Origin of the sequence: Burkholderia plantarii, assembly GCF_001411805.1 — a bacterium.
Taxonomy (GTDB): domain Bacteria; phylum Pseudomonadota; class Gammaproteobacteria; order Burkholderiales; family Burkholderiaceae; genus Burkholderia; species Burkholderia plantarii.
Genome location: NZ_CP007213.1, coordinates 2,302,459 through 2,317,422 on the forward strand (window position 1 = coordinate 2,302,459; position 14,964 = coordinate 2,317,422).

Genomic DNA, 14,964 nt, shown 5'->3' on the forward strand with positions numbered 1-14,964 from the left:
GACGATGCTGCGCGGCAAAAAGCGTTTCACGGCGAACCTCGCATGTGGGTGGCGTGCTTCTTGAACGGGTAATGGGCAGCGCCCCCATGGGGCTCGCGTGAATGGCCGGGCGGCCCGGCCTGGCCCAGACAACGCGGAAGCCCGCGCGGCAGGCGGGTGCGGGCGTCGGCGCCGCGGGCGCGATCGCCAAGCCGGAGACGCCGGTCGGGCCGCGTGCGTCGGCGGCCAGCGCAGGGCAGCGCGGTTTCGCGGTCCCGCCCGGCGGCGGCGCCGGACAAGGCGATCGCCACGAACACGACGCCGGGCCTGGCCGTCCGGACGGAGGCAATCGTCCCGTCCTGGCGGGCGGGCGGCCGGTCCGGCCATGCCGCCGTGAACGGCACTGCCCGATCGATGAAAGCGAGCGGGACGATTTCGATCACAGCCATATGAGCTCCGCGAAGGCGATGACGACCATATACGGAGCCCGAAGTCCGGCGGATGCACGGCGGGCGCCGGCGCGCCACGCGGGCGAGGCGCGGCGCCGGCCGGCGGCGGCGCCCGCCTGCCGCGCTCGACGGCGATGCCGGCATGCGGCACGCCATGCACGCGGCCCGGATCGACCCCGAGCCTCGAGGGGGACCGCGCTTACGCGCCCGCACCGGCCCGGAACACCTGACACGTGAAACGGGTCACGCCAGGCGTGCCGGCCTCGCCGTTGACATTCGCCCTGATCGAACGATTTTTATTCACGGCTGCCACTTCAACCCACGCCGACCCATGGCGCGCGCCGCCGGGGCCCTTACCGAAACCGCCGGTAGCGGGCGAGCCCGCCGATGCCGGTTCCCGTCATTCCCGGCCGCCCGCGCGCACCGACCGGACCAGGTTGTCGCGCAGCGCGACCACCGCCTGCCGGGTCTGCTCGAACTGGTCCGGCGTCAGGCCGCAGGCCTCGACGGGGTTCACCTGCGCGAGTTCCTCGCGCAGCCGCCAGCCCTTCTTCGTCAAGGTGATCAACACCTGGCGCTCGTCGTGGGCGGCGCGCTGCCGCTGCAGATAGCCGAGCGCCTCGAGCTTCTTCAGGATCGGCGTGAGCGTGTTCGATTCGAGGAACAGCTTCTCGCCAAGACGGCCGACGGTGGGCGCCTGTTCCTCCGACACCGCCACCAGCGTGATGTACTGCGTATAGGTCAGGCCCAGTTCGTCGAGCAGCGGCTTGTAAGCCTTGCCGAACGCGAGATTCGCCGAATAGACGGCGAAGCAGAGGAAATCGCCGAGCCTCGGGGTGGCCGGGCCGGCCTGGGCAGCCTTGTCCTTGCGGTTCATATGCGTCCCTGTCGATGCGCGGAAGGTTGCGATCCGCGCATCATATATCGGACCCGATAGGCTCGCCCCGCGAGCAGATCGGGAGCGACGGGAAAGCGCGGTCGCGGCGGGGGTGTTGCCGGCGCGGCCATCGTCGTCATTGCCGGCGGCGCCATGATTGGTTATAGATGACGGTTGGCCTGTCGGCACCGGACGGCGGCAGGCTGGCGCGACCGCGCCCTCCTTCGTCCGTTCGCGCCGTGCTTCCGATGACCTATACCTTCACGCTGACCGATACCGCCGACGAGCGCATCCGCAAGCAGATCGCCGCGCCGCTCGTCGCTTACAACGACAGCCGCGCCGGCCCGAGCGGAAACCGGCCGCTCGTCGTGATGCTGCGCGACGCTGCCGGGGACGTGGTTGGCGGCCTGTGGGGCGCGACCGGCTACGGCTGGTTGTTCACGCAACTGCTGGTGGTGCCGGAAGCCGCGCGCGGCATGGGGGTGGGCACGCGCCTGATGCAACTGGCCGAGCAGGAGGCGCTTGCGCGCGGCTGCCATGCCGCGTGGCTCGACACCTTCGAGTTCCAGGCGCGGCCGTTCTACGAGCGGCTCGGCTACAGCGGCTTCGCCGAGTTGCCCGACTACCCGCCCGGCTTCGCGCGCCTGTTCATGAAAAAGACCCTGTGACCCGCCGCGGCGCGGGCCGCCGCAGCCCGCTCACGCCGGCGATCACCGCCGCGCCGCAGGCCAGCCCGGCGAGCAGGTCCACCAGATAGTGGCCGCCCACGGTCAGCGTCGCCATGATCATCAGCGCGTTCAGCGCCAGCGCGAACGGGAACACCCCGCGCACCCGGCGCACCGCCCAGGCGAAGAACATCGCCAGCATGGTGTGGAACGACGGCATCGAGACGAGCCCCTGCACGGCGAACGGATCGACGGCCCGCAGCACGCCGAGCCGCAGCGGCTCGTAATGGCTCACGGTGGACGAGGTGCCGGGATCGGTCACGCCGTAGTAGAGGAACGCGCTCTCGGCCGGGAACGGGATCGAGATCAGCATCAGCAGGATCGACGCGGCGACCAGCACCACCAGGAACTCGGCGATCGCCTCGACGCGACGCGCGACGGCCAGCACGAACGGAATCGCCAGCAACTGGAAATAGGCGCTGAAGTAGGCCCAGCGCAGCACCGTCTGCAGCCGCGGATGCGCGCCGACCCAGCGGTACGCATGCGGCCAGTCGAAGCCGAGCGCGTGGTCGAGCCGCACCAGCAGGGCCGCGTTCGACGGCAGGCCGAGCCCGATGCCGATGTATTCGGCGATCGACACGGTCTGCGCCCAGACCACGATGGTGAGCAGGCAGAACACCGCCGCGGCCAGCTCGGCGCAGCGCAGCCGGTCGGCGACGCGCGCATAGCGGGCGATGCGGGACAGCGCGAGCAGCACGAGGCAGCAGGCCAGCGAGACCGTCACGATCTTCCAGAGCGAAACCGGCCAGCCGTGCAGGATCGAGAAGCCGCGCGCCCGCGCCCAGCGAAAATCGAATCCGATCGCCACCAGCGTCACGCCCCAGACGCCCGCGAAGGTCCCCACCGGCCGAAGTCTCATCGTGCTCCCGATCTCCTGGTTGCGTCCGCCGAGTCTAGCAGCAAGCGGCGGCCTTCCGGCGGCCCGGCAACGGCCGCGCAGCCATGCCGGGCCGCCCGCGGCGGGCGCCGCCGGCGCCTCGTGACGGCATGCGATGCAGCAAAACCGCAAGCTCGCGCGCGCCGACGTGTAAACTGCTGCCTTTTTTCGTTTCCTGCCGCATGCCGCCTTCCCCGCCGCGCACGCTTTCCGGTGCGCCCGCCCTCGTCCGTCTGCTGGCCAGCCTTGGCGACACCGGGCTGCCGCTCCCGGCCCAGGCCGCCCAGCAGCCGCTCGCCGACCGGCTCAGCCAATGGCTGAGCTGGACCGACGCGGTCACGCTGTCGTCGGTGCTCGGCGCGCCCGCCCCCGCCCCCGCCGGCGGCAGCGCACGCGCGCGCGACGACGAGGCGGCGCAGCGCTGCCGGAAGCTGCGCGCCACGCTGTCGGCGGCGATCGCCGGCGACCCCGTGCTGGCGCCCGCGCAGGCCGCACGGCGCGGCGCGGCGGCCGGCTTCGGCGCCCGGCGCGCGCAACACCGGCCGGCGCCGGACACCCCCGCCACGGACGCCGATTTCGCGGTCTATCGCCAGAGCTACCTCGCGTTGCAACAGCTGATGGACAGCGATATCGGCGAGCTGCGCACGTTCCTGCGCGGCCGGCTCGTCGCGAGTTCGCCGGCCATGGCGCGGCTCGCCGTGCTCGACGCCGCGATGGAGCGCTCGCTCGCCACGCGCGAGCGCAGCCTGTTCGGCGCCGTGCCGGGCCGGCTCGCGGCGCGCTTCGAGCGCCTGCGCCGCGAGGCGCTGGCCAATCCGGCCATCCGGACTGATCAGGCCGATCAAAGCGGTCAAAGCGATCGAGCGGATCGGGTCGAGCCAGCATCGGCACGGACATCGGCAGCCGGACAGTCCGGCGCCGACAACGCGGACCACGGCGGCCCGGCCGCGTCCGCCGGCGCGCCCGCGCCGCTCGCCTGGCTCGACACCTTCCGCAAGGATCTGCAGAGCGTCCTGCTCGCCGAACTGGAGGTTCGGTTCCAACCGGTGGAGGGGCTGCTCGCGGCCCTGCACGCCCGCTAACGCAAACCCTATGTCCAGACTTCGTATCGATCTCGTCGTGTTTCTCGCCGGCCTCGCCGTGGTGTGCTGGATCGGCGCCGGCTACCTTGCCACCAATCCGCTGGCGCTGGCCGTCACGGCCCTGATCGCGGCCTGCTACGCGGGTGGCGCGTTCGAACTGCACCGCTACCGGCAGGCCACCGCGAACCTCGCGCGCGCGCTCGCGCTGCCGGCCGCGCCGGCCTCGTCCGGCGCCTGGCTCGACGCGCTGCACCCGAGCCTGCGCGGCGCCGTGCGCGCGCGCCTCGACGGCGAGCGCGCCGCGCTGCCCGGCCCCGCGCTGACGCCCTATCTGGTCGGCCTGCTGGTGCTGCTCGGCATGCTCGGCACGCTGCTCGGCATGGTGGCGACGCTGCGCGGCACCAGCGCGGCGCTCGACGGCGCCACCGGCCTCGACGCGATCCGCGTCGCGCTCTATGCGCCGATCCGCGGGCTCGGCTTCGCGTTCGGCACCTCGATCGCCGGCGTCGCGAGTTCCGCCATGCTCGGGCTGCTCTCGGCGCTGTGCCGCCGCGAGCGGCTGGAAGTCGCCCAGCGCCTGGACGCGCAGCTCGCCACCACGCTGCGTCCGTTCACGCAGGCGCAACAGCGCGAGGCCGGTTTCCTGATGATGCAGCGGCAGGCCGAGGCGCTGCCCACGCTGGTCGCGCGCCTGGAAACCCTGATCGCCGGCATCGAGCGCCAGAGCACGACGCTCGGCGAGCACCAGATGGCCGGCCAGCAGGCGTTCCTCGCCAGCGCCGAGGCCAGCTACACGCGCCTGGCCGCCACGCTCGGCGACGCCCTGACGGCGAGCGCCGAGCACAGCGCGCGCGCCGCCGGCGCGGCGATCGCGCCGGTGGTGGAGGCGGCCATGGCCGGTCTCGCGCGCGAAAGCGCCGCCCTGCACGGCTCGCTGACGCAGGCCGTGGAGCGCCAGCTCGACGGCCTCACCACCGGCTTCGAGTCCAACGCCACGCGCGTGGCCGGGATCTGGACCGAGGCGCTCGACGCGCAGCGCCGCTGGGGCGACACGCTCGCGCACGACCTGCGCGGCGCGCTGGACGGTTTCAACAGCAGCTTCGAGGCACGCTCGACGGCCCTGCTGCGCGAGGTCGGCACGCAGCAGGCGACGGCCGCGGACGGCGTCTCGCAGGCGTGGCAGGCCGCGCTGGCGCGCCAGGAGCAGACCGGCGAGAAGCTGGCCGGCGAGCAGCGGCAGGCGCTCGCGGCCGCGGCCGACACCTTCGGGCGGCAGGCGGCCGGGCTGCTGCGCGAGCTGGGCACGGCGCAGGCCGACTGGCAGGCGCGGCTCGCCGAGCGCGACGACACGCGGCTCAAGGCCTGGACGGCCGAGCTCGCCGCGCTCGGCGCGGCGCTGCGCGGCGAATGGCATACGCTCAACGCACAGGCGGCGCAGCAGCAGCAGGCCGTCTGCGCGACGCTCGAACGGACCGCCGGCAGCCTCGTCGCGCAGGCCGAGACGCAGACCAGCCGCACGCTCGCCGAAATCGCGCGCGCCGCCACCACCACGTCCGCCGCGTGGCAGACGGCGAGCGCGCAGGCAGCCGAGCGGCAACAGGCGCTCGGCGAGGCGCTCGAACGGACCACGCACGGCATCGCGGCGCAGGCCGAGGCGCAGGCCGCGCGCACCATCGCCGAAATCAAGCGCGCGGCCGACACGGCGTCGGCCGCGTGGCTCGCGGCGAGTACGCAGGCGGCCGAGCGTCAGGAAGCCGTGTGCGACGCGCTCGCGAAGACCGCCGGCGAGATCGCCGCGCAAACCGAAGCGCAGGCCAGCGGCACCATCGCCGAGATCGCGCGCGCGGCGGAAGCCAATGCCTCGGCATGGAAGGCCGCTTCGACCGAAGCCGCCGAGCGCCAGCAAACCATCTGCGACGCGCTCGCGAAAACCGCCACCGAGATCGCCACGCAAACCGAAGCACACGCCAGCGGCACCATCGCCGAGATCGCGCGCGCGGCCGAAGCCAATGCCTCGGCATGGAAGGCCGCTTCGACCGAAGCCGCCGAGCGCCAGCAAACCATCTGCGACGCGCTCGCGAAGACCGCCGCCGAGATCGCCGCGCAAACCGAAGCACACGCCAGCGGCACCATCGCCGAGATCGCGCGCGCGGCCGAAGCCAATGCCTCGGCATGGAAAGCCGCATCGACCGAAGCCGCCGAGCGCCAGCAAACCATCTGCGACGCGCTCGCGAAAACCGCCACCGAGATCGCCGCCCACACCGAAACGCACGCGAACGGCACGATCGCCGAGATCGCGCGCCTGGCCGACGCGGCCGCCGACGCGCCGCGCGCCGCCGCGGAGATCGTCGGCGAGCTGCGCCGCAAGCTCTCCGAGAGCATGGTGCAGGACACCGCGATGCTCGAGGAGCGCGCGCGCCTGCTCTCGACCGTCGCCACGCTGCTCGACGCCGTCAGCCACGCGAGCACCGAGCAGCGCGACGCCATCGACGCGCTGGTGCAGACCTCGGCCGGCCTGATGGAGCGCGTGGGCACGCGCTTCGACGAGCAGGTCGCGGCCGGCGCGCAGGCGCTCGACGGCGTGGCCGCGCAGGTCACCGGCAGCGCGGTCGAGATGGCCAGCCTGGCCGATGCGTTCGGCCAGGCCGTGCAGCAGTTCGGCGCGACCAACGATCAGTTGATGACCCAACTCCAGCGCATCGAGGCGGCGCTCGACCAGTCGCTCGCGCGCAGTGACGAGCAGCTCGCCTACTACGTCGCGCAGGCCAAGGACGTGATCGACCTGAGCCTGCTCTCGCAGAAGCAGATCGTCGACAACCTGCAGCGCATCGGCGGGACGAACGCGGCATGAACGACGAGATCGAAGGCGGCGTGGAGCCGACCGCGCCCGTCTGGGCCGCGTTCGGCGACCTGATGGCGGCGCTGCTCGGCGCGTTCGTGCTGATCCTGGTCGGCGTGATCGGGCTGCAGCTCGAAGCCTCGTCGCGGCTCGCCGACGAGGTGAAGCAGCGGCAGCTCGAAACGCAGCGGCGCAAGACGCTCGAGCAGGCGCTGGCCGGCCCGCTCGCGGCAGGCCGCGTGACGCTGGTGGACGGCCGCATCGGCATCAGCGGCAACGTGCTGTTCGCCGTGAATTCCGACCAGTTGCAGCCGCAGGGCAGCGAGCTGCTGCGCAGCCTCGCCGGGCCGCTGAGCGCCTATCTGCGCGACCGCGACCAGATCCTGATGGTCAGCGGTTTCGCCGACGACCAGCAGGTCCACGCCGGCAACCATCGCTTCGCCGACAACTGGGAACTCTCGGCCGAACGCGCGCTGACGGTCACGCGCGCGTTCATCGATGCCGGCGTGCCCGCCGCGTCGGTGTTCGCGGCGGCGTTCGGCTCCGAACAGCCGGTCAGCTCGAACGCCGACGAGGCGGGCCGCGCGAGAAACCGCCGCGTGGAGATCGCCGCGGTGCCGCGCCCGACGAGTTCGGTGGCCGCCGCCGCGCAGGCTTCGGCCGCTTCGCGCCCCGCCGCCGCGACGGGCAACGCGCATGAGTGACGCGCTCCCGCCCGGGCGCGCCGAGGCCCCGGCACCCGATGCCGCGCCGCGCGGCTCCACCGCGATCGAGGCCCGGCTCGCCGCGTGGCGCGCGCACGGCGCCGACCGGCTCGCCCCCGTGCGTTTCGCCGCGCTCGACGCGCTGGCACGGCGCGCCAGTACGCATGCGGGCGCGGCGCGGCGCGTGCTGGACGCGCGGCTCGATGCCCGGCTCGCCGATTACGCGGCCATCGTCGAACGTGCGGCAACGCACGAACCCGTCACCGCCGCGCCTGCCGAAGCGAGGCCGGCGCGCCATGCATTCGCGGCACTGCGCGACGACGTCGCGCGCGCCGCGCGCCGCGGGCCGCCCGCCGAACTGCTCGATTATTTCCGTGAAGTCTGGTCGAAGCTAAGCGCCGACCAGCAGGTGCAGCAGTCGCTCGACCGCGTGCCGAAGAACGCCGGGCCGCTCAATTCGAGCAGCCTCGTGCATCGCGCGCTGCTGTCGATGCGCGAGCTGTCGCCCGACTATCTGCGCCAGTTCCTCGCCTATGCCGACGCGCTGTCGTGGCTCGAGGATCTGCATGGCGACGCGGCCTCGACGCAGAAGGAAGCGCCGCGCGCGACGGCCGGCGCGCCGAGGAAAACCCGGCGCGCGAAGGCGCGATAGGCGCGATAGGCGCGAACGGCGTGCCGCGCGACGGCAAGCTGCACCGCATCGCACCGTGTCGCGCCGCCTGACACGGCGGCGCCCCGACTCACGTTCGCCCAAGCGCCACGTTCGTGCGCCTCGCGACACGCCGCCGGGAACCCGGCGCGGCGCGCCTGAAACCACCCGGATCGCCCCCTTCGCCCCCTTCGCCGTCGTGACGCGGCTGCCGCACGGTGTTCGCGTCCAGATCGCGGCGCCACTCCCGTGTGCAACGCAGCATTGTTAAATAAAGATAAATCGAGACGCCAAACCTTTGCGCGATTAAACCTGCACCGCCGCGCGCCGTTATTGCTCATCAGATGGCCTTCATCGCCACGACCGACAAACCGAGCGCGTCGGCTTTGAGAGAACTTCCTTCACGTCTCGGAAAAGCTATTCGGAATCCATTGGTATGAGCAATAAGAAGATGTCGGTCAAGGTAAAACTCTATGGCGCGTTCGCCGTGCTGGCGGCCGTGGTCGCGATCGTATCGGCGATCTCGCTGGCGATGCTTGGCAGCGCGAACGATCGCTTCATGCGTTTCGTATCCGGCGTCAACGCGCGCGCGATGCTGACGCATCAGGTGCGCAACGCCGTGGACCGGCGCGCCATCGCGGCGCGCAACATGGCGCTCGCCGTGCGTCCCGCGGATTTCCAGCTGGAGAAGGAGGTGGAGGCGCAGGCCGACCATGAGGTCGAGTCGAACCTTTCGAAACTCAATGAGTTGATCGCGAACGGCCAGGACACCAGCCCGAGGGCACGCGACCTGGTGGGCGAGATCAACCGGATCGAGGCGGCCTACCGCCCGGTCGCCCAGGGGATCGTCGATCTTGCCGTGGCCGGCAAGCGCGACGACGCGATCACCAAGATCAACGACGAGTGCCGGCCGCTGCTGGCCGCGCTGGTCAAGGCCACCGACGCCTATCAGGCGGCCGCGCGCGAGCGCGCCGACGGGATGCTGCGCGAGTCCGCGGAGCGCTACGCGTTGCAGCGCAACCTGCTGGTGGCGATCTGTCTGGCGGCGATCGCGATGGCGGTGATCGCGGGGCTCTTGATCACGCGCGGCCTGATGCGCTCGCTCGGCGCCGAGCCGGACGACCTGAATGCCGTGGCGCGCCGCGTGGCCGACGGCGACCTGAGCCGCGTGGCGGGCGGCGAGCACGCGCCCGAGGGCAGCGTGCTGGCCTCGATGGCGCAGATGCAGACCAGCCTCGTCGACCTGATCGGCCAGGTGCGCTCGGCCGCCGACGGCATCGCGACCGGTTCGAGCCAGATCGCCTCGGGCAACGTCGACCTGTCCGCGCGCACCGAGCAGCAGGCCGCCTCGCTGCAGGAAACCGCCTCCAGCATGGAGCAGCTGACGTCCACCGTGCGCCAGAACGCCGAGAACTCGCAGCAGGCCAGCATGCTCTCGACCAACGCCTCGGAAGTGGCGGTGAAGGGCAGCCAGGTGGTGGGCCAGGTGGTCAGCACGATGGGCGACATCAGCGCCAGCTCCACGCGCATCGCCGACATCACCGGCATCATCGAGGGCATCGCGTTCCAGACCAACATCCTCGCGCTGAACGCGGCGGTGGAAGCCGCGCGCGCCGGCGAACAGGGCCGCGGCTTCGCGGTGGTGGCCAGCGAGGTGCGTTCGCTCGCGCAGCGCTCGTCGAGCGCCGCCAAGGAAATCAAGGAACTGATCGGCGAATCGGTGCGCAAGATCGCGGAAGGCTCGTCGCTCGCGACCACGGCCGGCGCGACCATGTCCGAGGTGACCCAGGCGGTGGCGCGCGTGACCGACATCATGGGCGAGATCGCCTCGGCCTCGCAGGAGCAGAGCCGCGGCATCGAGCAGGTCAACCTCGCCATCACGCAGATGGACTCCGTCACGCAGCAGAACGCGGCGCTGGTCGAGGAAGCGGCGGCGGCGTCGAAGTCGCTCGAAGGCCAGGGCCGCCATCTGACCGAGGCGGTGGCGTTCTTCCGCGTCGGCGAGAGCGCTTGACGCAAGGCGCCTCGGGCGAGCCGACCGACGGGGCGGCGCCCGCCGCTTGGTCGTCACCCTCGGCCTCGTCACCCTCGGCGCCGTCATCGCGGCCGAGCTCGTGCCGCATGACGTGCTCGCCGGCTGGTTCGTGCCGATCAGCGCGACGCCGGCGCGGCGCACCACGCGCCGTGGCCGGCCTCGTGCCGCGGCGACGCCACCGACGCGATGGGCGGCGACAAGCGGCCGGCCTCGCGCCTCACCCGCGCGCCGCCGGCGCCCTCGCCCACGCGTCCAGCGCCCGCGCGAGCCGCGCCACCACGCGCGTCCATCCCTCGTCGCCCCACTGCCGGAACAGGCGCACGCTGCCCGGATACCACGGCGAATCCTCGCGCGCCTGCATCCAGCGCCAGTCCACGTCGCGCGCCGGCAGCAGCACCCAGCACGGCACGCCCAGCGACGCGGCGAGATGGACGGCGGCCGTATCCACGCCGATCAGCAGGTCCAGTTGCGCGATCACGGCCGCGCTGTCGGCCAGATCGCCCACCGCCGCGCCGAGCTGCAGCAGCGGCTGGCCGGCGGGCGGGCGCGCGGCCTCGTCCTCGCCCGCGCCCTTCTGCAGGCTGACGAAGTCGATGCCGGGCGCGGCCCACAGCGGCGCGAGCATGGCGAGCGACGGCAGCGAGCGGTGCGCGTCGTTGTGATGGCGCGGGTTGCCCTTCCAGACGAGGCCCACCTTGCGCCCGCCCGTCAGCGCGTCGAGCGGCGCCCGCCACCGCGCGAGCCGCGCGGCGTCCATGCCCGGCGCCAGCGGCGCGGGAATCGTCTCGACGGTGGTGCCGAAATGCGCGGGCGCGCTCATCAGGCTCGTCCAGCAATCGAAACGCGCCGCCTGCGCCTGCGCGGCGTCGTGGTCGAGGACGGCGTCGACGCCGTCCATGCCCGCGAGCCAACGGTGCAGCGCGCCCATGCAGGCCACGGTCACCTGCCGCGCGCCGGCCGCCTTCAGCATCGGCAGATAACGGGCGAACTGGATCATGTCGCCCAGGCCGTCCTCCTGCCATACCAGCACGCTGCGCCCGGCCAGCGGCTCGCCCTGCCATTGCGGGCACGGCAGGCGCCGCTTCGTGTCGGCGTGGACGAAGCGCGGGTGCGTGTAGCGCGATTCGTAGCGCCGCCAGCCCTCCTCGTAGCGCCCGAGTGCCAGCAGCAGCGTGGCCAGGCCGAACTGCGCGTCCGGATAGTCGGGGCGCAGCGCGAGCGCGCGGCGGTAGGCGGCCTCGGCCTCGTCGAGGCGGCCTGACTGGCGCGTGATGCTGCCCAGGTTGTAGTGCGCCTCGGGCAGGTCCGGATCGAAGATCGCGGCAAGCCGCACGTGCGTCTCGGCTTCCGGCAGGCGGCCGAGCACTTCGAGCACGTTGCCGAGATTGCTGTGCGCCGCGGCGGCGTTCGGCAGCAGCCGCAGCACCTCGCGATATTCGCGTTCGGCTTCGGCGTAGCGATCCTCGCCGACCAGCGACAGCGCGAGTTCGAAATGTGCCTGGGCGGGGTGCGGATCGGAAGACGGGGCGGACATGACGGCGGACGACCGGAAGGCAGGAGACGAGCTTCACACGTTACCGCAAGCCGGCCGGGCCCGGTGGCGCGAATTGCGCGGCACGGCGGGCGCGGGCCGGCACATCGCGGCGAACCGCGACCATGCCGGCGCGTCCGGGCACGCCGGTGCGACGGGCGGGGGCCGCTCCCTCGCGGCGGCGGCCACGCTGCCCGCGCCTGCACCGCCTCGCGGCCTCGCTTCACGACCGGCTTCACGCCGCGGCCTCGCCCCCTCGCCTGCCGGCACCGGCCGTGGACGGAACACCGGCCCGATCGCGGCGCGGGCCGGCATCCGGCCGTTCAGGCGCCGGCGCGGTCGATCGCCTCGACCACCGTGTCGGTTCGCAGCAATTCCGGCAGCGCCAGGCCGTCGGGCAGGTTCGGCCCGTACACCACGTCGAGCGGAATGCCCGCCCGGCCGAAGCGCGTCACGTAGCGCGCGATGTCCGGATCGACGTGACTCCAGTCGGCGCGCATGCGCACCACGTGCGGGGCGGCGAGCGCGCGCCGCACGGCGGGCTGGCTCAGCACGGTCAGTTCGTTGACCTTGCAGGTCAGGCACCAGGTCGCGTCGACGTCGACGAACACCGTTTCGCCGGCCGCCACCAGCGTCGCGATGCGCTGCGGGTCGAACCGCTGCCAGCCGGCCCGCTCCGCCGGAACATCCGCCTCCGCCGCGCGCCCGGCCCCCACGGCATCGGGCGCGCGCCGCGCGTCCGGCAGACCGGCCACGACGATCGCGCCGACCGCCAGCCCCACCAGCAGCACGCGCGGCCAACGACGCGGCGCGGCGGGGGCGAGCCCGGACACGATCGCGCGCAGGCCCACCAGGGCCGCCAGCAGCAGCGCCACCGCCAGCGCGATCCGCGCGCCGGTGACGGCCGACAGCAGCACCAGCAGCCAGCCGGTGGTGGCCAGCAGCAGGAAGCCGAGCCCCGTGCGCAGCCGGTTCATCCACGCACCGGGGCGCGGCAGCCAGCCGGCCAGCGACGGCGCGATCGCGATCGCCCAGAACGGCGACGACATGCCGATCCCCATCGCGAGCAGCACCGCCACGATGTCGAACGGGCCGCGCGCGAGCGCGAAGCCCACCGCGGTGCCGACCAGCGGCGCCGAGCACGGCGTGGCGAGCAGCGTCGCGAACGCGCCGGAGAGGAAGGCCTCGACGAGCGGCCCGCGCGTGGCGGGAGCGCCGGCCAGATCGGCGAGCACGGCGGGCAGGCCGAGCGGCAGCCAGTCGAACAGGCTCGCGGCGAACAGCGCGGTGGCGACCGACATGGTCGCGAGAAACCAGGGCTGCTGGAACTGGATGCCCCAGCCGATCGCGCCGCCGCCGAGCTTCAGCGCCGCGAGCCCCAGCGCGAGCAGCAGGAACGACGCGACGGTGCCGAGCGCGGACGCGGCGGCGAGCCGGCGCGTGGCGGCGCGCGAGGCGCTCGCGGTCTTGACCAGCACGAACGCCTTCAACGACAGCACCGGCAGCACGCACGGCATCAGGTTCAGGATCAGGCCGCCGGCCAGCGCGAGCAGCAGGATCGACAGCCGGCCCGCCTCGCCGCGCGCGGCCGCGCCGGCCCGCGCGCGATCGACCTCGAAGCGGGCCGCGCGGCCGCGATCGACCAGCGTCACGCCCAGCGCGCGCGCCGCACCGGCCGCCGCCGGCAACCCGACGTCGAAGCGTGCCTCGCGCCGGTCGTCCGACAGCCGCACCTCGGGCGCGGCCGGCAGGCCGCTGCCCGCGCCCTCGACGAACAGGTCCGGCGCGGCAAACGGCCCGGCGGTACTGCGCACCCGCACCTGCAGATGCGGCGCGCCCGAGCGGTTCGTCGAGGGCGCCGCGAGCGTGGCCGAGACGACCGAGAACCCGGCCCGCGCGGGCGGCCCCGGCAGCGCGCGGGCCGCCGCGTCGAGGCTCGCGGCCTGCGCCGACGGCGCTACCGTCGCGCCGGCGGCGGCCGGCAGATCGAGCGCGAGATCGGCATGCTCGGGCACGCAGACGTTCGAGCAGGTCGCGTAGTCGAGCGCGAGCCGCAGCCGCGCCGGCGCGTGCGCCTCGCGCAGCCGCAGCGTCAGCGGCAGCACGACGTCGCCGGTGTAGACGGCGTTCTGCAGCCCCTCGACGACGAGCCGTGTCGGCGCCGGCCACGCGAGATCGGCCGCCACGACACCGGCCGAGCGCGACCAGTCCAGATGCGGGGCGACGCCCGCGTCGCCGGGCGTGCGCCAGTAGCCGTGCCAGCCGGGCGGAAAGCGCAATTCGAGGCCGGCGCGCAGCGTCGCGCCCGTCACGCCGTCGGCGGCGGTGACGAGCCGTGCCTGCGCGCGCGCGTCGCCCACCCAGCCTGACTCGGCTGCGTGCGCGGCGCTCGCCGCCGCCAGCAAGGCCGCGGCCGCCAGCGCCGCGCGCGCGAGCCAACGCAGGATACGCATGGTGCCGGCCTCCCGATCCCGTGCGAGTCCGCCGGCGCTCAGCGCGCGCCGGGCGCGGCGGCGTCGGCGACGCGCGCGGCCCCCACGATCCGGCCGTCCGGCGCCTCGAGCAGCACCGCCAGGCGCTCGCCCTCGACCAGCGCGACATGCAGCGTCAGCGCCGCGCCGTGCCACTCGCCGATCGGCATCACGCCGCGCACGATGTTCGACTCGGTCAAGGTCCGGCCGGCGTTCTCGCCGCGCCCGACCGGCGTCGCGCGGCGCGCGTCGTAGCCCACCAGCAGCACGCGCGCCGGCCCGGCCCCCGCGCCGATCGACACCGCCACCGCGTCGCCGCCGCGGCTCGCGCTGACGGCGGCGGCCGTGACGCCCGCGCGCCTGGCCCGGTCGATCGCGGCCTCGGCGGCGCCGCGATCGGAGCCGACCACGGCGGCCGTGCCGTCGACCACCATCTCCGGCGTATACGAGCCGTCCCGGAAGCGCTCGCCGTAGCGCGCCTGGCGCTGCGTCGCGCCATCGAACGACCAGGGATCCTTCCAGCCGAGCTGGTTCCAGTACGTGACGTGGAACGCGAGCGGCAGCACGTCGGCGCGCGTGTCGCTGAGCTCGGAGAGGAAGCGGTCGGCTGGCGGGCAGGACGAGCAGCCCTGCGACGTGAACAGCTCGACGACGACGGGCCGCGGCGCGGCGGCCATCGCCTGCGAGGCGACGAGCACGGCGGCACCCGCGCACAGGGCGGGGAATGAACGGAACGGCATGGCTGG

General features: G+C 73.5%; 12 protein-coding genes. 6 read left to right on the forward strand and 6 right to left on the reverse strand.

Translation table 11 applies throughout. The annotated features are described in order from the left end of the window. Nucleotides 1-26: 26 nt before the first annotated feature. A complete protein-coding gene (locus bpln_RS26720; RefSeq protein WP_055140508.1) occupies nt 27-428 on the reverse strand; it encodes a hypothetical protein in 402 nt (133 codons plus the stop codon). Nucleotides 429-828: 400 nt separating this feature from the next. Next, nucleotides 829-1,305, reverse strand: a complete 477-nt coding sequence (locus bpln_RS26725; RefSeq protein ID WP_055140509.1) for a MarR family winged helix-turn-helix transcriptional regulator — start codon at nt 1,303-1,305, stop codon at nt 829-831. A gap of 248 nt (nt 1,306-1,553) precedes the next feature. Between bpln_RS26725 and bpln_RS26730 the strand changes: the two genes are divergently transcribed. Continuing rightward, nucleotides 1,554-1,973: a GNAT family N-acetyltransferase gene (locus bpln_RS26730; protein WP_042628178.1), complete on the forward strand. Its 420-nt coding sequence runs from the start codon at nt 1,554-1,556 to the stop codon at nt 1,971-1,973. On the opposite strand, the gene bpln_RS26735 is transcribed toward bpln_RS26730, so the two are convergent. Then, a complete protein-coding gene (locus bpln_RS26735; protein ID WP_082465449.1) occupies nt 1,954-2,889 on the reverse strand; it encodes a phosphatase PAP2 family protein in 936 nt (311 codons plus the stop codon). The two genes, bpln_RS26730 and bpln_RS26735, sit on opposite strands and share 20 nt — an antisense overlap. A gap of 128 nt (nt 2,890-3,017) precedes the next feature. Between bpln_RS26735 and bpln_RS26740 the strand changes: the two genes are divergently transcribed. The 5 genes from bpln_RS26740 (at nt 3,018) to bpln_RS26760 (ending at nt 10,195) form a co-directional block, all read left to right on the forward strand. Continuing rightward, on the forward strand, nt 3,018-3,989 hold the full coding sequence (locus bpln_RS26740; RefSeq protein ID WP_338025974.1) for a DUF3348 domain-containing protein: 972 nt from the start codon (nt 3,018-3,020) through the stop codon (nt 3,987-3,989). 10 nt (nt 3,990-3,999) lie between these two features. Beyond that, entirely contained in the window at nt 4,000-6,840 is a 2,841-nt protein-coding gene (locus tag bpln_RS26745) for a DUF802 domain-containing protein (protein ID WP_055140512.1), read from the forward strand. After that, on the forward strand, nt 6,837-7,532 hold the full coding sequence (locus tag bpln_RS26750) for an OmpA family protein (RefSeq protein WP_042628181.1): 696 nt from the start codon (nt 6,837-6,839) through the stop codon (nt 7,530-7,532). The genes bpln_RS26745 and bpln_RS26750 overlap by 4 nt, the downstream gene beginning before the upstream one ends. Continuing rightward, the gene (locus bpln_RS26755) at nt 7,525-8,184 is read left to right on the forward strand and encodes a DUF2894 domain-containing protein (RefSeq protein WP_082465450.1); all 660 of its coding nucleotides are present in this window, start codon (nt 7,525-7,527) and stop codon (nt 8,182-8,184) included. The genes bpln_RS26750 and bpln_RS26755 overlap by 8 nt, the downstream gene beginning before the upstream one ends. A gap of 433 nt (nt 8,185-8,617) precedes the next feature. Next, nucleotides 8,618-10,195, forward strand: coding sequence for a methyl-accepting chemotaxis protein (locus tag bpln_RS26760; RefSeq protein ID WP_055140513.1), 1,578 nt, complete (start codon nt 8,618-8,620; stop codon nt 10,193-10,195). A gap of 238 nt (nt 10,196-10,433) precedes the next feature. Here bpln_RS26760 and bpln_RS26765 read toward each other — a convergent pair whose 3' ends face one another. The 3 genes from bpln_RS26765 to bpln_RS26775 form a co-directional block, all read right to left on the reverse strand. Next, nucleotides 10,434-11,750 carry a glycosyltransferase family 9 protein gene (locus bpln_RS26765; RefSeq protein WP_055140514.1) on the reverse strand — a complete coding sequence of 439 codons (1,317 nt, stop codon included), beginning with the start codon at nt 11,748-11,750 and terminating at the stop codon, nt 10,434-10,436. A gap of 320 nt (nt 11,751-12,070) precedes the next feature. Then, nucleotides 12,071-14,200, reverse strand: coding sequence for a protein-disulfide reductase DsbD family protein (locus bpln_RS26770; protein WP_055140515.1), 2,130 nt, complete (start codon nt 14,198-14,200; stop codon nt 12,071-12,073). Between the two features lie 38 nt (nt 14,201-14,238). Next, nucleotides 14,239-14,958 carry a DUF1223 domain-containing protein gene (locus tag bpln_RS26775; RefSeq protein ID WP_055140516.1) on the reverse strand — a complete coding sequence of 240 codons (720 nt, stop codon included), beginning with the start codon at nt 14,956-14,958 and terminating at the stop codon, nt 14,239-14,241. Nucleotides 14,959-14,964 lie beyond the last annotated feature (6 nt).